Origin of the sequence: Nitrosospira lacus, assembly GCF_000355765.4 — a bacterium.
In the GTDB taxonomy this organism is placed as follows: domain Bacteria; phylum Pseudomonadota; class Gammaproteobacteria; order Burkholderiales; family Nitrosomonadaceae; genus Nitrosospira; species Nitrosospira lacus.
In genome coordinates this window covers 2,207,516-2,228,097 of record NZ_CP021106.3, presented here as the reverse complement: position 1 = coordinate 2,228,097, position 20,582 = coordinate 2,207,516, and the positions used below count along the sequence as shown (strand labels likewise).

Annotated in this window: 19 protein-coding genes; 10 read left to right on the top strand and 9 right to left on the bottom strand. The window is 53.4% G+C overall.

All coding sequences use genetic code 11. From position 1 onward, the window contains the following. The first annotated feature begins 32 nt into the window (after positions 1-32). Complete coding sequence (locus EBAPG3_RS10055) at positions 33-776, top strand: SDR family oxidoreductase (protein ID WP_040852395.1); 744 nt, start codon at positions 33-35, stop codon at positions 774-776. 140 nt (positions 777-916) lie between these two features. Further along, positions 917-1,606: an MgtC/SapB family protein gene (locus tag EBAPG3_RS10050; protein WP_004178078.1), complete on the top strand. Its 690-nt coding sequence runs from the start codon at positions 917-919 to the stop codon at positions 1,604-1,606. Positions 1,607-1,737: 131 nt separating this feature from the next. Here EBAPG3_RS10050 and EBAPG3_RS10045 read toward each other — a convergent pair whose 3' ends face one another. The 5 genes from EBAPG3_RS10045 to EBAPG3_RS10025 all read right to left on the bottom strand — a co-directional run bounded on the left by EBAPG3_RS10045 (position 1,738) and on the right by EBAPG3_RS10025 (position 5,762). Beyond that, positions 1,738-2,001 (bottom strand): hypothetical protein, encoded by a 264-nt coding sequence (locus tag EBAPG3_RS10045; protein ID WP_004178079.1) that lies wholly within the window; start codon positions 1,999-2,001, stop codon positions 1,738-1,740. Positions 2,002-2,090: 89 nt separating this feature from the next. Next, the gene (locus EBAPG3_RS10040) at positions 2,091-3,095 is read right to left on the bottom strand and encodes an NAD(P)H-quinone oxidoreductase (RefSeq protein WP_004178080.1); all 1,005 of its coding nucleotides are present in this window, start codon (positions 3,093-3,095) and stop codon (positions 2,091-2,093) included. A 43-nt stretch (positions 3,096-3,138) separates the two neighbouring features. Continuing rightward, positions 3,139-3,666, bottom strand: a complete 528-nt coding sequence (locus EBAPG3_RS10035) for a hypothetical protein (protein WP_193791341.1) — start codon at positions 3,664-3,666, stop codon at positions 3,139-3,141. 116 nt (positions 3,667-3,782) lie between these two features. Next, positions 3,783-4,202: a hypothetical protein gene (locus EBAPG3_RS10030; RefSeq protein ID WP_004178604.1), complete on the bottom strand. Its 420-nt coding sequence runs from the start codon at positions 4,200-4,202 to the stop codon at positions 3,783-3,785. A gap of 372 nt (positions 4,203-4,574) precedes the next feature. Further along, positions 4,575-5,762 carry a glycerol-3-phosphate dehydrogenase/oxidase gene (locus EBAPG3_RS10025; RefSeq protein WP_004178606.1) on the bottom strand — a complete coding sequence of 396 codons (1,188 nt, stop codon included), beginning with the start codon at positions 5,760-5,762 and terminating at the stop codon, positions 4,575-4,577. A gap of 725 nt (positions 5,763-6,487) precedes the next feature. Here EBAPG3_RS10025 and EBAPG3_RS10020 point away from each other — a divergent pair. The 6 genes from EBAPG3_RS10020 to EBAPG3_RS09995 all read left to right on the top strand — a co-directional run bounded on the left by EBAPG3_RS10020 (position 6,488) and on the right by EBAPG3_RS09995 (position 13,096). Continuing rightward, entirely contained in the window at positions 6,488-7,255 is a 768-nt protein-coding gene (locus EBAPG3_RS10020; protein ID WP_040852582.1) for a Crp/Fnr family transcriptional regulator, read from the top strand. Between the two features lie 290 nt (positions 7,256-7,545). Further along, complete coding sequence (locus tag EBAPG3_RS10015; RefSeq protein WP_004178609.1) at positions 7,546-8,451, top strand: DUF6279 family lipoprotein; 906 nt, start codon at positions 7,546-7,548, stop codon at positions 8,449-8,451. 290 nt (positions 8,452-8,741) lie between these two features. After that, positions 8,742-9,425: a type 1 glutamine amidotransferase domain-containing protein gene (locus EBAPG3_RS10010; protein ID WP_004178613.1), complete on the top strand. Its 684-nt coding sequence runs from the start codon at positions 8,742-8,744 to the stop codon at positions 9,423-9,425. A 74-nt stretch (positions 9,426-9,499) separates the two neighbouring features. Next, the gene (locus tag EBAPG3_RS10005; RefSeq protein ID WP_004178614.1) at positions 9,500-9,718 is read left to right on the top strand and encodes a hypothetical protein; all 219 of its coding nucleotides are present in this window, start codon (positions 9,500-9,502) and stop codon (positions 9,716-9,718) included. Between the two features lie 219 nt (positions 9,719-9,937). Then, entirely contained in the window at positions 9,938-10,648 is a 711-nt protein-coding gene (locus EBAPG3_RS10000; protein WP_004178616.1) for a protein-L-isoaspartate(D-aspartate) O-methyltransferase, read from the top strand. Between the two features lie 21 nt (positions 10,649-10,669). Beyond that, positions 10,670-13,096 carry a spermine/spermidine synthase domain-containing protein gene (locus EBAPG3_RS09995; RefSeq protein WP_004178617.1) on the top strand — a complete coding sequence of 809 codons (2,427 nt, stop codon included), beginning with the start codon at positions 10,670-10,672 and terminating at the stop codon, positions 13,094-13,096. Positions 13,097-13,126: 30 nt separating this feature from the next. On the opposite strand, the gene EBAPG3_RS09990 is transcribed toward EBAPG3_RS09995, so the two are convergent. From EBAPG3_RS09990 to EBAPG3_RS09975, 4 genes are all read right to left on the bottom strand, one after another. Continuing rightward, positions 13,127-14,554 carry a hypothetical protein gene (locus tag EBAPG3_RS09990; protein ID WP_040852587.1) on the bottom strand — a complete coding sequence of 476 codons (1,428 nt, stop codon included), beginning with the start codon at positions 14,552-14,554 and terminating at the stop codon, positions 13,127-13,129. A 1-nt stretch (position 14,555) separates the two neighbouring features. Further along, entirely contained in the window at positions 14,556-16,028 is a 1,473-nt protein-coding gene (locus tag EBAPG3_RS09985; protein ID WP_085922016.1) for a hypothetical protein, read from the bottom strand. 306 nt (positions 16,029-16,334) lie between these two features. Next, the gene (locus EBAPG3_RS09980; RefSeq protein WP_004178623.1) at positions 16,335-17,060 is read right to left on the bottom strand and encodes a glycosyltransferase; all 726 of its coding nucleotides are present in this window, start codon (positions 17,058-17,060) and stop codon (positions 16,335-16,337) included. Positions 17,061-17,222: 162 nt separating this feature from the next. Further along, entirely contained in the window at positions 17,223-18,635 is a 1,413-nt protein-coding gene (locus tag EBAPG3_RS09975) for a DHA2 family efflux MFS transporter permease subunit (RefSeq protein WP_004178625.1), read from the bottom strand. Between the two features lie 373 nt (positions 18,636-19,008). On the opposite strand from EBAPG3_RS09975, the gene EBAPG3_RS09970 reads away from it, so the two are divergent. After that, positions 19,009-19,206, top strand: coding sequence for a hypothetical protein (locus tag EBAPG3_RS09970; protein WP_040852591.1), 198 nt, complete (start codon positions 19,009-19,011; stop codon positions 19,204-19,206). 807 nt (positions 19,207-20,013) lie between these two features. After that, complete coding sequence (locus tag EBAPG3_RS09960; RefSeq protein ID WP_004178634.1) at positions 20,014-20,409, top strand: PEP-CTERM sorting domain-containing protein; 396 nt, start codon at positions 20,014-20,016, stop codon at positions 20,407-20,409. Positions 20,410-20,582: the final 173 nt, after the last annotated feature.

Genomic DNA, 20,582 nt, shown 5'->3' with positions numbered 1-20,582 from the left:
CGTTACGCGACATGCCATCAGAAGTCACTGAAATGAAGAAATCACTTCAGGATAAAGTTGCCATTATCACCGGCTCGTCACGTGGCATCGGCGCCGAAATTGCGCGCACGCTGGCCGGTGCGGGCGCGAAGGTTGTGGTCAACTACCTTGGCAGCCAGAAGGCCGCCGAGGCCGTTTGCGCCGCAATAGCGGAAGCAGGGGGCGAGTCGCTTCCGGTCAGGGCGGATGTCAGCAATTCGGCTGAAATGCACAAACTTTTCGATGGGGCTATCGCACGCTTCAACCGTGTGGATATTCTCGTCAACAATGCGGGCGTGCTTATTTCCAGGAACATTGCCAAGATCAGCGACGAAGATTTCGACCGGATTTTGAACGTCAACGTCAAGAGTGTTTTTTATGCTTTGCGTGAAGCCTCGACTCGGCTTGCGGATGGCGGCCGGGTGGTCAGCCTGTCCAGTACCGTCACCCGGCTGATGCTGCCGAATTATGGTGCTTACGCAGCCAGCAAAGGCGCCGTGGAGCAATTGACGCGTGTCTTCGCGAGAGAACAGGGCGAGCGTGGCATTACCGCCAATATTGTTTCGCCGGGACCGGTGAATACGGAAATGTTTACCGCCGGCAAGAGCGAGGAAACAATCAAACGCATGGCGAACATGTCCTTTATTGGCCGTGTTGGCGAGCCGGAAGATATCGCCGGAGTGGTGCTTTTCTTGGTTGGCGACGAAGCAGGCTGGGTTACGGGACAGAACATCAGCGCCAGTGGCGGCGCTGCATAACCTCGATAGAAAAAAAATTTGTGGGAATCCTCCTGCTGTCCGGTAGAAAAATAGAAAGGCTGCCGGGCAAGTAATGCTTATCCGGCGCCCGGCGTTTTATTGCGGCAGACGGGCCCCGGGGCCCGATCTCGGAGGTGGATATGAGTGCCGACTATTCTATAATTACCCTCAATCTGGTAGGGGCACTCATTGCGGGTGGGATCATCGGCTTCGAGAGGAGCCTGCATGGCCATCCGGCCGGTTTCCGGACTCATGCCCTTGTATGCCTGGCATCCAGCCTGCTGATGCTGGTGGCGCTATATGAATGGACGTGGCTTCCCGGCATGCCGCCTGGAAGCGTGCGGACGGATCCAACCCGAATGGCCCAAGGAATCATGACAGGCATAGGTTTTCTGGGCGCTGGAGTGATTTTCAAGGAAGGCTTGAGTATTCGCGGATTGACGACTGCCGCTTCCATCTGGATCACGGCTGGAATCGGTATCCTGATGGGCATAGGATTTTATTTTCCTGCCATCGTCGGGACCATCCTTACACTTGGAATTCTCACCCTGTTTCAACTGATTGAGGACCGGGTTCCGCTGCAGTCGTACGCGCAATATCACATCAGCTTCGACCGAAACAATGTGATGCCGGAAAATGAGATCAGAAATATTCTGATTAATCATGGATTCGCGATTGCGAATACAAGTTACCGCATCACCCCAACCGGATTATTCGAATATCGCATGGATATTCGAACCACCCACCCCGGCAGCGCATCCGCCCTTGCGGAAAAATTACGCACGATGGAGATGGTGCGCGAGTTTCGTATTTCGACGACCGGCAGTTAGCGGGGCAAGACATTCGCCATATGTCGCCGTTGCTGATTTCTATCCGGATAAAAAAAGAGATTCCGAAGAATCCCCTTTCCCGGTAAAAATTACCGGAACCCATTTTATCCGTTTAGCCCTGGCTTACACTTTCAGACAACTAAATAAACCCTGTCTGATCCTGCCCTTTCTATGCCAGTAAGTCCCTGACATTTTACTTTATCCATGGTCAGGCAAAAATCCCGCATTTCCATGCAATCAAACGCCCATTCACCCGGTTCAGATTCGTCTATTGCATCTTCCATTGTCGAGGCGGCGGCATCCCAGTGGCCATGCGCAATCTCCACCAAAGCAATTTTGCATCGCGTCACTTGTTCCGGTGGTGCCGTCATCAAAATCTCAAGCATCGTTTTCATGATGACCTCCTCTTAAAACCCCCTCTCTATAATAATTTTGACTATTGCTTTGGAAAGAAGTGCGATGGATGAGGAGGAAATTATTTGTTCTAGCTGGCATTTGAAGCGTGATGAGCAGCGGTCGTCAGTATAATTTTCCCTATATGCAAGCCGGATTCCATCAATGCGTGGGCCCCGGCCGCGTCCTCCAGCCTGAACACCTTGAATATCAGGGGTTTTAATTTACCCTTGTTCAATAAAGGCCAGACCTGGCGTTCCAGTTCCTGCGCGATCTGTGCCTTCTCGGGAATGCTGCGGGATCGCAATGTCGACCCCATATGCGTAAGACGCTTGGCCAGCATGGTCATCAGGTTGAGTTCCCGGACTGGCCCATTCTGAACCCCGATCTGAAGAATGCGGGCATTCAGCGCGGCCGCCCTATAGTTCCTGGCGACATAGTCGCCAGCAATAATATCGACAATGACATCGACCCCTCTGCCGCCGGTAAATTTTTTCGTTTCTTCAACGAAATCCTGCGTGCGGTAATTGATGGCGAGATCTGCGCCCAGCGCCAGGCATGCCTCCCGTTTTTCCTCCGAGCCTACCGTCACCAGCACGGTGGCGCCAAATACCTTGGAGAGCATTGTCGCGGTCGTCCCGATGCCCGAGGAGCCGCCATGAATCAATATCGTTTCGCCGCCCTTGAGTTTTCCTCGCTGGAAAACATTAGTCCAGACCGTAAAGAAGGTCTCTGGCAAGGCCGCAGCTTCCACCATGCCGAGGCCATGCGGCGCCGGCAATGCATTGCTTTCATGCACCACGCAGTATTCGGCGTAACCGCCACCCGCGACGAGGGCGCACACTTTGCTGCCCACATCAAAACGAGCTGATCCGTCCCCCAGCGCGGCAACCGTTCCCGCGACTTCAAGCCCCGGAATCTCAGAAACGCCTGGCGGCGGGGGATACAACCCGCGCCGCTGTAAAATATCCGGACGATTAACGCCAGCCGCCTCGACTTTGATCAGAATCTGCCCGCTCGCAGGTTGGGGAATCGGGCGTGAAGCAGGCACCAGCACCTCCGGGCCTCCGGGATGCCGGATATCAATGGCCAGCATGGTGTATCGACCAGGGAGGTTTAAGGACCATCTGCAACGACTGTTATTGTGCGGGCGGCTGTGGGGTCACTTGCTCCCAGCCCTCCGGGCAATCCTTGACATACGGGTAATAGCCCTCCGGCGCCCGGCAATAATACCAATAATCAGGGGGTAACTGAGCCGAGGACTGCCTGCCGTCTTGGGGCGGCATGTCTTGCCGCTCTATGTATACTTGCGGTACCGAAGGCGCCACGGGTGGATACGGGTAATAAGGCGGCCCATAGCCAAAGCCATAACCGCCATAGCCCAGGCCATACCCCAGCCCCAATCCCAGTCCGTATCCGCCAAAACCAAATCCGAGGCCATAGCCATAGCCGCGATAGAAACCTCTGGGGCTGCGATAGTAACCAAACCCGCCGCCGCGATGGATACCGACGCCACCTCCCCGATAATAGCCCGTACCTCCCCCAAAATGCTCTCCACCTCCATAATGTATTCCTCCAGGGTGTCCGCCTCCGCCATGCCCCCAGCCACCCCCCAAGTGCCCGCCACCTCCATGTCCTCCCCCCCCCGCCACCCCGCGCCCATGCAAAAGTGCCGGGAATCAATCCAAGCATGGTAAAGACAAGGAATATTAATTTGATCTTCTTCATCACACCTCCGGTCCGCAACTGCAGGCGGCAACTGAGCCTGGGTTTTATGGGCAAACTACCTCAACCAGAATCCGGCGACTTTTCCATCCTTCAGAGCCATGAATACAAGAACATCATCATTCCCATCCTTGAACTCCAACTTCCAGACGTAGACCTCGAATCCCTGCTGATTCAGCTTCGTCAGGAACATAGTGGCGTAACCCTGCACGAGACGAGAGGCGAGGGATTGGTTAATGCTGCTGAGCATTTCCTTTGTCATACCCGCTTGAAATGCTTCATCTCCGGGTGCCACGAAATCCGGTAAGGAGTTGGCCCGAATGGCCGAGATCAAGCTTTTCATGATCCCCTCAGCGGGTTGCGGCGCCTCTGCGGATTGCGGTGCCTGCGCAAACACCATGGGAGAAACGAGCACAAGCAAAAGCGTAGCGGAAATGATCAGGCGATTTGCAGGGAGTAACAAAAGAGGCAGACACATGAGACCCTCCATGAAACAAAATTTAAAAGAATGGATACGGGGAATAGATGTTGAATCCGTACTCAGTGGATGAATACGCGAAAGCAATTTACACTTCCTTTATAGATCTTATAATTCAAAATAGCTAGGTATTACCCAAAACCTGCTGGCCCCTCGGGAAGTCTTCCGAGCGGCTCGGTAAAAAAGTCCGGGATACGCCTCTATAGAGGGCACCTTCGAGATGGGCGAGCCCGAATGCGCCTCTGACGCCACCCGGCAATGTGATGAATTAATCGGTGTATGACGCGTTCGACTGCCTATGCACCCATCCAGCCGCCAAGCCAGACGAAGTCCTATCGGGCCGCCGGGCTTCGCCACCACGGCTTACTCTGTTCAAGTCAACTTCAGATGACGGGTATCCGCAATCTTCTCACGCACTGGCAGCACGCTTGCCAGATGTGCCATCACTCGTTCAGCCGTCAGGCGGTATGTTGTCAGCTTGCCGCCATACACGGTAAGCAGGCGAGGGTGATTCCGCCAGTCAAAATGCAGAATTGTGTCCCGCAACCGCGCATTGACGGATACCGCACTGTTTTCAGTTCCGTCTTCGCTTGAGGGCAAAACACGCAAACCCGCAATGGCTCCAAGAATAGGCTGCCCGGGTCGATAGCGCGGGAAATAGCGTGAGAATGTCTCCATGAGATAGGCGATCTCCTGCGGCAGCGGCCTGACATCCGCAGGATCACCCTGGTAAATGGATTCAGTCGTGCCCACCAGTATATTTCCCTGCCAGGGCATCACAAACACCGCTCGCTTGTCTTGCGCTTCGACATAATAGATCCCTTGCATGAGCGTGCCCGGCACTATGACGTGCGTACCTTGCACCAGTTCGATATCCAGCTGCGAAGGAGCCGGCTTGATCCGGCTCAATACCTGCCGTACCCATGGCCCGGCTGCATTCACAATTACCGCCGCGTTGCACGTTTCAATCTTTCCGTCGTGCCGGTACTCGATCGTGTTGCACCGGTCATCAAGATGGGCGCCAGTAAATGCAGCGGGCATTTTTAATCTTGCACCCATTCGCTGCGCCGAACGCATTACCGCACGAGTCAGCGCCGCATCATCGGTCTGCGCATCGTAATACTGAAACACGGCGTCAAGGTGAGTCGTGTCCAACCCATCCAGATTCTTCCATTGATTTTGCGGTACACGGCGAAAGCGCGTTGCCGGATGCAAACCGCCCAGCACCGCATAAAGACTCAACCCCGCGCGTACTAGCCAGGGGCGGCGCGTGGTATCCCGATATACTGGAATGTAAAATGGTTTAAGCTTGATCAGTTGTGGCGCAAGCTCCAGTAGCAGTGCGCGTTCACGCAAACATTCGCGCACCAGGGAAAATTGCCCGCTTTCCAGATAGCGCAGCCCGCCGTGGATGAGCTTGCTGGAGCGGCTGGAGGTACCGCTCGCAATCCCGTTCTGCTCGAGCACCATCACCGAAAACCCCTGTGCCGCCACCGCTTGCGCGATGCCTGCCCCATGGATACCACCACCGATGATGACCACGTCGTAGGTTTCCGTCATTTATCGTCAGGAGTGTTCGTTTTTTTTGCAAAGCCTGTCTGCATTTTTCCGTCGGAGCAGATAGAAATCGTAAACTCAAACCGCTGGAATTTCCGAGCGGCAGTAAAATATTCGTAACCTATTGATGGATCGATATAATTTGTTGTATATCAAAAAAAGGTTGTTAAGAGCTTATCAGCCTGAGAGACATAAACGCCATACAAGACATGAGTAAATCGTGTGAATTGCTGGGTGGCTTGGCGTAGACCCTTCCATCGTCCCATAACTTGTTGGGATTGTCGAAAATATGCTCTAGGCTGGGCAGTTGCAGGTTGAAAACTCCGCTCGTTCGTTCGCCCTGACTCTGGCCCGGCCCAATCCATTCCTTCCGAGAGCGCATTTTTTCGTATTATGTAAACTCTCATGGCAAGTTTATCTCTCGATTAGTCAAGATGAATGTGGAATTTTTCGCCCTGCTCAAGCGAAAAAGCGGGCGCATCGATGTCGGCTGAAGCTGTTTGCCAACGGTAGAGAATACGCCCTATGATTACCTGTCGCTCGCAGCAACACCTAGACCGGTAAGTGGGATAGCGAACAGAACCCATTGGAATGTCTGCGTATATTTATTCCTCCACAATTTCGCAAGTGTCCGAATCGGTATCGTGATTGGCAAGGCAACGCACCCCGTCAGATGCGAAGTTTCCAGATTATTTGTGATTGATCAACTATCATGGAGAGGAGTCCTCATGGGTACATCACATAGTCCAAAACAGAATCAGATCATCTCGGCTTTACCTGTCGGCGAATACACTCGCATACTCCCGTTTCTTGAATTGGTGAATTTGTCATTAGGGGAAGTGATATACGAACCTAATATCCCGATTAGCTATGTTTATTTTCCTGCTACCTGCATTATTGCGCGCGTATATCAACTTGAATCCGGCCTCTCCAGGCAGGTTTCCATGATTGGTAATGAGGGTGTAACCGGAACGTCTTTGCTGTTAGGCTGCGACAGCACCCCTGCCACCGTTATAGTCCAAAGTCCTGGCTATTGCTATCGTATTAAGGCGAATATTCTAAAGAAGGAACTTAAGCCCGGAGGGATTCTGCAGCAGCTATTGTTAAAGTTTACCCAGGCTTTGCTTCTTCAAACAGAACAGTCCGCGGTGGATCATCGTCAAACTGTCACGAATCAATTATGCCGACTTTTATTGATGACTGAAGACCGGTCATTTGATCATTCATTGCCCATGACACATGAGTTGGTGGGCAACATGCTGGGAGTGCGTCGCGAAAGTGTCACCGCAGCCGCGCAAACGCTACAGGCAGAAGGGGCAATCAAATATAGACGTGGGCATATAACCATATTGAATCGCAAGGTGATGGAAGACCGCGTAAGCGAGGGGTACATAGGGCTTAAAAAAGAATACCATCGTTTATTATCGAATGAAGCTCAAGCGACGACAGAGAATGCTTTCCAGACAGACCTGAGTTATTTACGGATGAACGGATAACATCCCATCTTCTGCATCGAGTCCTGCGCTGGCTTATGGGCGATGTTGTCGTCGCGAGCTATCGATAATGAATTTACCCTCGAGCGACTCATGTGACTCTGACGATGCCTCATCCCCATTTGATCCGGGGAAATATACTGTCAGCAATATATTTATTATGCAGTATGGAAATTCAGGCGTTTGAGAGTAACCCCGAATAAAGCAGAAAATGGATTTCTGTTAGGGTTGACTGTATCGTAGCGCTATCGAAAGCATAGGATCCAGGGCGCTGGCCACGGGGCGTGATAGATATGATCAAATCTTCCTTGAAGCTGCCAATGATCGCGGTGCTCGCCTTGGTCTTGTCTACCTTCGCGGGCTGCAGTGTAGTTCGCTTTGGATACAATCAGGCGGATTACGTGGCTTACTGGTGGCTTGACGGGTTCGTGGATTTCAACGATACGCAAAAACCGCGCACCCGCGAGGCGCTTGCGCAATGGTTTGCCTGGCATCGGCGTGCGCACTTGCCCGAGTACGCCAGCCTGCTTGCGTACGCGCAGAATCTCATCGTGGAGGATATTACAGCTGAACGCACATGCGGCTTGTGGACAAACGTACGCGGATACATGGATGAGGCATTCGAGCGCGCCACACCGGCGACAGCGGAGATAGCCTCAACATTGACGCCACAGCAGATACAGAATATCGAACGGCGCTACGCCAAATCCAATAAGGAATTTCATAATGAAAACCTGCGGGGCGACGCTTCTCACCGTCTCAAGAAATCAATCAAGCGCATGGTTGAACGAGCCGAGTTCTTCTACGGCGAGCTCGATAATGCGCAACAAGAACTCGTCACCCGATTGGTAACCCTCTCGCCCTACGATGTCAATATATGGAATACCGAGCGTCAACGGCGCCAGCAGGATTTCATGCAGGTACTGCGTCAGTTGAGGGGGAATAACTTGAGTCAGGAAAAGGCGCAGGCTGTACTGCGCGCTTACGTCGAGCGTATTCACCGCTCGCCCAATGATGACTATCGACAATACACAGAGCGGTTAACGCAATATAACTGCGCTGTTGTGGCGAGCCTCCATAGCACCGCAACCGAAGCGCAAAGGAAACATGCGGCAAAAAAATTTAAGGGCTGGGAGTCCGATATACGCGTGCTTCTGTCGCCGGTGCAAACAGCCGGTTTAGCCCAGATAATTCATTAGGATGCGAGATGAGGGCACGGCAGATTGCGAGACATTTTTGCCGGTTGGGAAAAGTTCATAGCCTGCCGTATGGACGCTGGGCAAGCAGCGAAATGGCTGCAAATTGACCGGCGGCACTCGCGTACGCTCGCAGAGCCGCCTAATCAGGATTATCTGGGTTTAGCTCCATCCAATGCGGGGAACCACAATAAAAACCTGGTTTATTGATCCATTCTTTGTTACTGTTTTTTCTGACAGGCTGCTAATCGGTCAAGTAGCAGAAAAAGTTTCTCAAAGAAAGGAGGTCTGCCATGAAGGTGCTCATTGTTCTCACGTCGCATGACCAGCTCGGCAGCACCGGCAAGAAAACGGGTTTCTGGCTGGAAGAATTCGCCGCTCCCTATTACGTGCTGAAGGATGCCGGCGTGGCGGTCACGCTGGCCTCGCCAAAAGGCGGCCAGCCTCCGCTCGATCCAAAAAGTGATCTACCCGAAAATCAGACCGCATTAACGCAGCGCTTCCGCACGGATACCGCCGCGCAGGTTGAACTTGCCAACACGAAAAAGCTCGCTGACATGTCGGCGGATGATTTCAATGGGGTTTTCTACCCCGGCGGACATGGGCCGATGTGGGATATGGCCGAGAACGCGACATCCATTGCGCTGATCGAAGCTTTCGTAAAGGCCGGCAAACCAGTAGCCGCGGTATGTCATGCACCGGTCGCGCTTGTCAATGTGCGAGGAAAAGATGGCGAGTATCTGGTTAAAGGCAAGCGTGTGGCCGGATTTACCAATGAGGAAGAAGAGGCGGTGAGCCTGACCACGGTGGTACCTTTTCTGCTGGAAGACAGGCTAAAGGAGCGGGGTGGCATCTATAGCAAGGCTGCCAACTGGGTTCCCTACGTCCAAGTGGACGGCAAGCTGGTAACCGGCCAGAACCCAGCCTCTTCGGGGCCTGGCGCGGAAGAGCTGCTGAAGCTGCTTCGCTCCGCCTGAATTTTTTGGATCATGGTGCCAGGCTGGAAAACGGTAATAAATGGCGGTCAACTGCCAATCCAAGGATTGTTAGTATGGACAACAACGAATGGTATTATGAAACGGGGTATGTGGAGCTATTATACGTGGCACTGGTCATTGGCGTTATTGCCGCGTTGTACTATCTCCGCCGATCTGCCCGAATATCCCACCTGGCAACCAATGTGATTGAGGAGAATAGGCCGTTACTGGGCTTGATTGCCCTCGCCGTCGTGCTATTTGTTATCAACAGGGTACTGGGGGATCTGTGGTAATCCCCTGGAGTCTCTGACCGAATCTCCTTGAAGCGGCTACCGCCGCGCTTGGCTATCCATTCATTATCTGCTGATTTCGCCGCTTGGTTGCCAACCCGGGGTCAGCTCACGAAAAGAAAAGAATCGCAGGCTAAGTCTCGATGAACATGCGGGGCGGCCGGAATATAGGATTATTCAGAGATTCCTGGCATCCCGCCAGGAATTTGCTTTAATGAAGACATGAAGCACTTCATCTTGGGCACATTCCTTTATCTTTGTTGCGCTTTTTCATCACATGGCGAGGAGTTCGATGCTAAACGCCATAAAATGATGGAAGAAGTATTGGCTGATATAGCCGCCAACGATGGTTTCACGCTCAGCCCCGGCGTCCTGGCGGCGATGGGAAAAGTGCCCCGACATCGCTTCGTGCCCACTTGGCTGACTACGTTTGCCTATTTCAACCGCCCGCTTCCCATCGGCCATGGCCAGACGATTTCACAGCCGGTCATCGTGGCACTGATGACCAGTCTGATAAAGGTCAAGGCTGGCGACAGGGTGCTTGAAATTGGCACTGGTTCAGGTTATCAGGCCGCTGTTCTGGCGGAAGTAGCCGAATCGGTTTACAGCATCGAAATTATTGAACCACTGGAAAAAGAGGCGGCCGAGCGGTTGAAATCTCTTGGTTACGGCAATGTAAAGGTAAGACTGAGCGACGGCTACTATGGCTGGCCGGAAGCGGCACCGTTCGATGCCATCATGGTGACGGCTGCCTCAAGCCATGTCCCGCCGCCTCTGATCAAACAACTCAAACCGGGCGGTCGCATGGTGATTCCGCTCGGTGCGCAATTCATGACCCAGTATTTAATGCTGGTGGAGAAACATATGGATGGTTCGATCACCAGCCGTCAAATTGCGCCGGTGGCGTTCGTTCCGCTCACTGGCGGCCATTAGGCGAATTCAGGGAACCCTGGCATGCCTATGCCAATACTGAAGCCGCCATTTTTTGCCATTGGACTGCTCTCCGGCTGCCTGCTGGCGTACGAGGTGCTGCTGACGCGCCTGTTCAGCATTGTGCTATGGCATCACTTCGCCTACATGATCATCAGCGCGGCAATGCTGGGCTTTGGGGCAAGCGGTACGGCGCTCGCCTTGCTGAAGGAAAAAATTGCACCTCACATCGGCGCTGCATATCTCATCGCCGCCACGGGGATGGCCTTTTTGATGCCCTTGGCGTTTCTGCTCGCGCAACAGGTTCCCTTCAATCCACTCGAATTGCTGTGGGATAGAACCCAGCCAGCCAGGCTGCTCGCCATTTATCTGCTGATGATGCTGCCTTTTTTGTTCGGGGGGCTGTGCATTGGCCTGGTCTTGTGGCACTTCGGCGGCAACGCGGGGCGCATCTATGCATTTGACATTCTGGGCGCGGGAGCGGGTAGCCTGGGCGTTATCGGGCTGCTCTATGTCATGCCACCACACCAGGTACTGATCGTCCTCATGGCATTGAGCTTGGTGGCTGCCGCCGTCGCTGTTATCGAGCTGGAGATGCGGCCGAAATGGATGGCGAAGGTGTTTCTTGGAGTGGCCATACTGGTGGTCGTAGCGCTGCCCGGCAACTGGTTGCTAATGCATCCTTCTGCCTACAAGGATTTGAGCCAGACCTTGAATATTACCGGGATGCGGGTGATCGAGGAACGATCCAGCCCCCTCGGGCAGATTACGGTGGTGGAAAGTAGCCGCATTCCCTTCCGTCATGCGCCGGGAATGAGCCTCAACGCCATGGACGAACCCCCGCCGCAACTGGCGGTGTTCGTGGACGGCAACGGTCCGGCGGTAATCACGCGATTTGACGGCAAGCTTGCGCCGCTGGCCTATCTGGACCAGCTTACCTCGGCGCTGCCTTATCATGTGCTGAAACAGCCGCATAGCCCGCCACACGTGCTGGTGCTGGGGGCAGGGGCGGGCAGCGATGTATTGCAGGCGCTTTATCATGGCGCCAGCAAGATCGACGCTGTGGAGCTCGATCGCAACGTCATTGATCTGGTTCAGCACCGCTTTCGTGATTTCGCCGGAAAACTCTACACCCGCCCGGAAGTATATGTGTACGAAGGCGAGGCGCGCGGCTTCGTCAACACCCGCGATGACCGCTATGATCTGATTCAGGTGGCGCTGCTGGATTCATTTGGCGTCGCCTCCGCCGGCCTCTACGGCCTGAGCGAAAGCTATCTCTATACAGTGGAGGCATTGCAGACCTATCTGAATCGCCTGGCTCCCGGCGGCATGCTGGCCGTCACTCGCTGGCTCAACCTGCCGCCGCGCGACCCACTGAAACTGTTTGCGACAGCCGTGACCGCACTGGAGCAGGCCGGTATACCCAATCCGGCCGCGCGGCTGGTAATGATACGAGGATGGAAGACTGTCACGCTGCTGGTGAAGCACAGCGATTTCACGTCCAAGGAAATCGAGGTGATCAAGGAATTCAGCCGCGCACGTTCTTTTGATCTGGCTTATTACCCCGGGATGCGCATCGACGAGGCGAATCGCTACAATTTGCTGGCAAAACCCTACTTTTTCGAAGGGGCGGTTGCGCTGCTGGGCACGGAGCGGCAGGCATTCCTCGACCGGTACAAATTCTATATCGAGCCGGCAACGGATGATCGGCCTTATTTTTTTCGCTTGTTCAAATGGAATGCCGCCGCGGAGTTATTCGCCCTGCGCGGGCAGGGGGGTATGGGGCTCCTTGACTGGAGTTATCCGCTGCTGGTGGCAACGCTGGCACAGGCATTCGTGGCAAGCATTCTTCTTATCCTAGCGCCGCTCGCGGTATCGCGTTGCCGCCATACGTTACCTACTGCGCGGATGGCGCTGTACTTTCTCGCCATTGGCCTGGCCTTCATGTTCATGGAAATCGCATTCATCCAGAAATTTATCTTGTTTCTGGCCCATCCCCTGTATGCGGTAGCGGTCGTATTGTGTGCATTCCTGGTGTTTGCCGCCGCCGGAAGCTGGCTCACCGAACGGTGGCGGGGCAGTGCAGCCGGCAGCCGCAATGTCACCCTGGCGGTATCGGCAATAGGAGTCCTGGCGGTGCTCTATCTCACCACCTTGCCTAGCATATTCCAGGTGCTCATCCATTTGCCGGATGCGGCAAAAATAGGGATTTCAGTGGCATTGATCGCCCCGCTGGCGGTATGCATGGGAGTCCCTTTTCCGACCGGCATGATGCGGCTGGCGCATATGGCGCAGGACGCCATTCCCTGGGCATGGGCAATCAATGGTTTCGCCTCGGTGGTGGGAGCGGTCCTCGCCACCTTGCTGGCTATTCACCTGGGTTTTGACATAGTGATTCTGTTGGCCGTCCTGATCTATGGTTTGGCCTGCATTGCTTTAAGGAATTCCTGAAATGGAATCTCTGAAATCTGACGATACGATCTAGGCGCTGCCCTCGCAGCTTTTTGAGGGCAGCGGTTTGTCCGAGAAGTGGGCATCAAGGTCGAGATCGAGTTTCAGCCGTCCGGTCGTACAACGCTGGTGCAGCTGGCTGGCCAATTGTTTCAGGTTGGCCCGCAGGCTGGCAAAGTCGGCGCTGGTGAACAAGGTTTCGCGCCGGAAAAACACTTCCACTTCGGGCCGGTCGATCATCCGGTCGAAACTCAGCAGCCGGTAATAGGTCTCTGGATCCATATGGGTGATACGGTCGGCAAGGCCGGCCGATTTTGCAACATTGGTCTTGGCCACACCGCAATCGTTGTCCTTGAGCATCATTTGCTTGATTTTTACAGCCTTGCGCTGCGTCACTTCGTCGACCGTCAATTTGCGTTCGCTCTTGACTTTGCCATCCAGCGCGTCGAGATAGTAATAAGTCGGCACCTCATGGATGTTACCAAAGCGGTCCTGCTGGTTTAGCAGCGTGTCGAGCACAATCAGTTCCGAAGCGTCCTTGAGCTGAACCATTTTCTGCACATTTTCGGCGGTGAAGCTGCGGCCAATCATTGTGGATACATCCGCGCTGCGCGCGAGCATGGCTATTGCCGGGTTTCTGTCACGGAAATTCTGTGCACGCGCCAGGCTATTGGCGCCCCCATTGAAAAAATCCTTATAGAACTCCTCGTGGCCGGGGTTGTCCACCAGTGCGCCATACGACTGCGAGAAGTCGTCTGTCAGCAGCAGCGCGCGGCGGCTCGCATTCGCTCCGGCAGTAAGCTGAGCCATCAACGATGTCCATGTTGCATGGATCAGGGCCGCTGCCGGAGCGCGGGCCAATGCCTTGTGCCCAAGCGCGATATGGTCTGCCAGGTCATAGGTGCGCAATACCGCAGGGGGCACATTTGCCACATGGCCAAGGATACGCGAGACATGATAATAGCCCAGGAGGGACGGCGTGTAGCTGCAACTCGTGCTGAGCTTGTATTTCGCAATCTTTTCGCTCTTGGGTGACTTGCAATCGGTGTCCTGGAACTTCTGGGCCGACATGTCATCGGGAATGGCAAAAATATCCAAACCAGGATTGGTGCTGTTCAGCTTGGGGCACACGGCAGCGTTTTTCCGGACATCGATAGTGCAAAGCTGCTCCATTAACCTGGCGTCCCTGGCACTATAGCTCGCGCCGTCGAATAGCCAGGGTATCACACAGATTTCGGCCTTGCGGCCCGGAACCGGCAGTTCGACAATCTTCTCCCCAATAACTTCTTTTCCCTGAATCAGCTCCGGATTTGGGGTGTCTTGCGCCATAACCAATGCAGGCGCGGCACTCAGCATGACAATCACCGTAAAGCCGATTACATATGAACCAATACGTACACCGGTCCAACTTATGGTGTCAGTTGTCAAGAAAGGGCAGGGGGCACCGGCGAGACTCATGTCAGACCCCTGCACCGCTGCAATCCACTGATTCTTCCGTGGGCTCCCCTTTTAAAAATTTCATCGGGTTCAGGTCGAAACGCAGCTTGCCTGATCGACAGTTCGCTTCCAGCATGCGCGCCACATCAATGGTATTTTTCATCATCAACTCCAGTTGAGCCGGCTTCAGTCCATACTCGCCGGCAAGAAAATTCGACACAGGGCCGCGCTGCTGGAAATCGTGGCTTAACGCCATGAGTCTGCGGTATACACCGGCATCGAAATGCCTCAGATTGGATACCATGCCGGTCTGTGCCGAAAAATTGGCATACCGTCGCGACAAGCCTGCGTCGTTGTCCCCGATCCATGTGCGTTGCAACAATACGGGATGGAACTGGCGCAACTCGTCGGGTACGGTGAGCGAATTCATGCGGGAGCGCGGCACCTTCGAGTGCACCTTGTCGTGCTGCACTTTGCCATCCGCATCCACCCAATACCAGCGCCAGACATAGTCGATATTACCCACACGATCCTGTTGTGAAAAGATGTGATCCAGCACGGCAATCTCGCTCAGTTCGCGCATCCAGAACACCATCTGCTGCGCCGGATAAGGTGCGTCCGCGATAGCGCTCGCCAGCGTCGCATCGCTCCGCAATGCCGTGAACGCCGGGGTGGCCTGGAATTCCCGTGACTGCGGCGCACCCCATGCGGCCTTGCGCGGACCGTTAATCTCCGTGCCATAGCGCGCGCCCTTGTCATCGAGCAGCACGCCATATATCTGCTTCCGGTCGGCAGTAAACAGATCATCCGTTGGTATGTAGGTGGATGGATTTCGTACCGCCGTACGAACCCACTCCCACGCGCTGCGGTTCATGCTGCCCTGGCCACTGGCATGCGCGGCCACGCGCTTATCCAGCACTTCCTTATCGAGGGTCCGGTACACCGCTACCGGTACTTCCACCAGTGTATCGAGATAGCGCGAAAGTACGTAATACATCAGCGCCGAGCTGGACATGGTGCCGCTCGTATTACGCTGATTCATTGTCATCTTGAACTTGGCCAGGCGTTCGTGCCCTTCCCGCGTCGCGCAGCGCTGGTTTTCATAAGTTTCGGGAGCGAGTCCCGAACCCTTGATGTCGTACACCATCACTGCCGCGCTGGTGCTCCAGGTTTTCGGGCACAACGCCACGATGCCGCCATAAAAATCGATACCGCAAAGCTCCTTTTCCTTCGCCTGATCACCCTTGGAGAGCGTAACGCCGGGCATGGACGGCAGAATGCGGCATTGTTCCGTGAGACGGTTTGGCGAAGTAAATTCCTCGCCATGGGCGAAGCCGGCGAGTGCAATGAGCAGAAGCGGCGGGTAGCGGAGAATCGAAGATGATCTAGTCGCCAGAGACGAGGGAATCTTTAGGTCAGCACCAAAAGCCGTGCCGAAAGCCCTCAGCCTCTGTAACATTCTTTTCATTCGGATGCTTCGAAGCTGTTCTTTCATGGGCGAGCCTCCTTGATCTACTAAGGGAATCTCTGAAAGCCGCAATGCGGGCACGACAAGCAGCCCCCCTGTTAGCTGCGGTAAAATCCGAGCTTACCGTCTATCTGCAGCGTTACACTCTGTATCGTAGACTAAATATCATAACCTGGATGTGGCTTTCATCGTGCGCTTATGATCATCCCGATTAATGCCGGCTCACTGCCAGCCAGGTCACCAACCCAGCGCTCCATGGCAAACATCTTTAACCGAGTTACATATTTTGTCACGTAGTACCGGACTGCCTCCAATCGCACATGGTCAATGGGCTTAACGCCGCCCGTCATACCAGATCGGCAACTGCTTCCTGTCTTGTAATGACTGGCGTGGATGCAGGATGATATGCAGGATCTGGCTGACCATTTCTCGCCCGGAATAGAGCTTGGCCTTGCGCGACGATGTCTCCAGTGGATGCCTGGTCAGGATAATAAATTGAAGGTCGCGCCGCCGGCCCCACTTTTTTAATTGCTGACTCAGACCTATTTCGTCGGCAGCGTAGAGTTCCTGATTGAACCCCCCGACATCATGAAACGCGTCGCTGCGGCACACCACCAGCGCACCTGCCGCCCAACGAAACAGGACCGATATCCGTGTCCACAGTTGCAACATCCGATGTGCCCACCATGGTAATTCCCGCATTCGCACGATGCTGCCGCAACCGACGCTCTTGCCGTCTTCAATCAGATGCAAGATATCGGCCAGCAATCCCGGATTTAACATACTGTCGGCATCCACAAACAGCAACCAGTCGCCCGTCGCCCCCGCCGCACCGGCATTGCGTGCCCGGCCGATCTGATTGACCGGCTCAAAAACGACTTGCGCACCTGCCTGCCTTGCCAAATTGGCCGTGTTATCGGTGGAATTGTTATCGACCACAATGATCTCGGACGTAAAACCGGGTTTGTCATTTGCGGCGAGCGATGCGGAAATGGATTGCAGGCAGTGTTCAATCAGACGCTCTTCATTAAAAGCTGGAATGATAATCGAGAGGTGCATGGAAAAAATGTATTCTGGTTTGTAGAGTCAACATCGTCATTATCCTTGAAATATATTGTGCGCGAAAAAGACATGCGTCCAAACGGGCTCTCGTTTTCCATGGCAGGGCTCGAATTATTTTTATAATCAGTCCATCCATATAGGTACACGTTGTATTTGTGCTTATGGCATGTCCTGCAAGTTTCCCTTGCTGACACTTTCACCATCGCGAGAGTGCAATGTCCAGAAGGAAAGAGATGACAGAATGGTGAGTCCCCCAAGCGTCAAGAATGCATAGTGCAGTGCGTTTATCACAGCCAGATGGTCGGTTTGTGGTAATCCACCCAGGTACCAGCTTGTAATCAACGATCCGCAAGCAAGCCCGAAGCTCAACGACATTTGTTGTAGCGAGCTTGAAATGGTGCTTGCCATGCTTGAGTCAGACGTTTCAATGTCCGCATAGGCCATGGAATTCATGCTGGAAAACTGAAGCGAATTGAAGAAGCCTTGCGCCAACCCCAGAACCACGATCAATGCTATCGGGGTAGCCGTGTCCACCCATGAAAAAAAGCTTATCGTAAGTCCCATCATTACAGTATTCAGAATCAGCACCTTGCGGTATCCATACCGTCTCAATATCGGCCCTGACAGAAGCTTCATTCCCATGGCCGCAGCCGCGGTAGGCATCATCAGAAGGCCCGATTGCCAGGCAGGCAAGCCCAGGCCAAGCTGATAAAGCAGGGGCAGCAAGAAGGGAAGGCCGCCTACACCCAAACGTGTGATAAAGCCCCCGACCACTGCAACGCGAAACGTGCGTACCCGAAACAGGGTAAGCCGCAGCAATGGATAAGCCGCATGGTTGGCATGCCAAGCGTAAGCAACCAGCAAACTAAGAGAAACGAGCAACAGAATAACGGCTGGAGTCATGCCGATCTCGTGCTCGCCGAATATTTCCAGCAGCCATGAAAGGAGCGCGGCACCGCTACCAAACAAAGCCAAGCCGGTGAAATCCAACGGGCGAGGCGCATCACCACGGTAATCCGGCATGTGCCGATGTATAAGAAAAAGTGCCGCCAGGCCGACAGGAACATTAATAAAGAATATTTCCCGCCACGACAGCCAGTGCACAATAAGACCGCCCACCGTGGGTCCCAGCAGCGGACCAATCAGAGCCGGTATGATCACGAAGTTCATCGCCATCAGCAGCTCGGACTTGGGAAAGGTTCGTATGATGGCGAGCCTTCCCACGGGCATCATCATGGCCGCGCCCATCCCCTGCAGAATGCGTGCCGCTATCAGCATAGACACATTAACGGCCAAACCACATAAAATAGATGACAACGTAAAGATGACAACGGCAATGCTGAATACCCGCCGCGTTCCGTAACGGTCGGCCATCCAGCCGCTCACGGGGATACCGACAGCCAGACTCAGGATATAGCTGGCGACGACGGCCTTCAGACTCAACGGTGTCACATGCAGGCTGGCCGCGATGGCCGGAATCGCCGTATTGACAATGGTTGAGTCCAGTTGTTCCATGAATAACGCGATAGCGACGACCCACGGCAGATATCGCTTGATTGCGGGATTACTCATGGGAGGACAGAATGGGTGGAAATATTCACGCTGGAGGAGAGGGAGCCAGAAAGACGGTTAAATTTAGGTGTCTTTCAAGCCGGAAAATTCAATTCGGGGGGCAAGCCTTCCATCGGCGCCCTGCAAGAATCTGGGCGCCAAAGTCCCCGGTTTCGAACTTTAAGCAGTGATAGGCTCTATGAGAAACCGGCAACAGAATTATATTGCCTGATTCGAAGAGGTTGCTTCAATAGGATGGCTTTTTGCGGGAAAAAAGGATGCATTCTCCGCCACCCGCATGTGTATGATGCAAAAGGAGTCGACATAACAATGATCGCCAATATGCTTCTTTTTGACTATAACTATTGAACATCATTCTACCTCAGGAGGTTACATGGATGAATCTGGGATCTTGCCTTGGTTGATAGCATCCGCAATTTTTTTCGTGGTGCCATTTTGGAAAATTTTCGCTCGGGCGGGTTTCAAGCCCGCATTTTCACTGCTTGCACTGATCCCTGGAGGTATTCTCATACTTCTGTGGGTTGTTGCGTTTGCGAAGTGGCCCGCGTTCGTGGACGAGAAGAAGGAATAAATGAAAAAGACAAGGCAGTATGCAAGGAGAGCCACTGGGAATGCGCGGCTGTAATGCATTACGCCTCAACTTGTTTCCAGCGCTGGGTGTGATGATGGCTATGTGGCCGCATCAAACCGGGGGCCGGATGGCTGAGCTGAGGATTGGCAGACTACCGGCAAGCCGTTGCCTGGCTTCCCAAGGTGATCTTGAATATTATTTTTACAGTTCATTTAACATAATATCAATTATAAGCAAATTAAATCGGGGTGAGATTCTGGCGATTTAATCGATTCATTCGCTTTCAATGATCCGACCAGGAAAATATCCGGGGCATGCAATTCCGTTTGCTGTAGTGTAGCCACTTGAGTTGCATGAAACGGCTGGCCTGGCTAAAAATGGTCTTAGTTTAGCCAATCAGCAGTATAAATTGCTTTATGTGTGGCTCCGTACAGAAGTTAAGGTCGAGGGAGAAGATAATACGCACTGGTATCTGCTTTTTTCTCCCTCTTGTAGTAGATACCACTGGCCCGGCACAGGCCAACTACTCCTTGCCGGGCCTCTTTTATGTCTACGTCAGCTACTCAGAAACCGTTTCAAATCCCCGACTTCTTGTTTATCTTCAAATTAAGTTTCTGACAACACTTGCATTACTTGTCAGAAACTTTTACGTTCACTTGAAGAGATTTCCTTCCTGGTAATTTTTTCTCTATTTTTCAGGGCCTTAAAAAGAAAAAACAACTGGCACGGTTATTGCTTCATAAGGTTTGGAGAAATATTCTTGATGCTGAAATGATGGAGAATTAATTTTAATAAGGAAAAATAATAATGCGCGCAAAGATCGGGATCACGCTATTAATGGGTGTTCTGGCAATAAGCGGAGTGCAGGCGGGGGAAAAAGACAAGAGCCAATCGGACCGGACAAATACCAAAGCCTTTGATAAAGAATGGAATCCAACGTCGGGTAATGCATCAGGTAAAAATCCCGATCATCCATCCCATAGAAAGCATCGGCAGACCCCTGGTAAAGGATGGACCCCGCCGCCTGGGCGCCTACCGGATTCCATTGTTACCCGCCCTACGTGGGACAGTGATCGCCTAAAGCATCACGATCAATTGCCTGTGCAATTCAGCAATGTAAGCACAGTGCCCGAGCCCGGCAGCCTCATACTCGTTGGTATTGGTTTGATTGGTCTATTTGCGGCGCGCAACCGCAAGCAATGAAAAAGCTACGCATGAGGACTATTTACACAGCCCGTGGTTTGCATTTTCTTGTTAGTTGAATCCCGAAAGTCGATGTGATGATCAAATCGGTATCGGGTTTGATTTGCCTGATTGATATTTCACGCCGGTAAGGTCCTGGCTGCGGATTCTCTTCCTGCGTGAATCCAATCTGA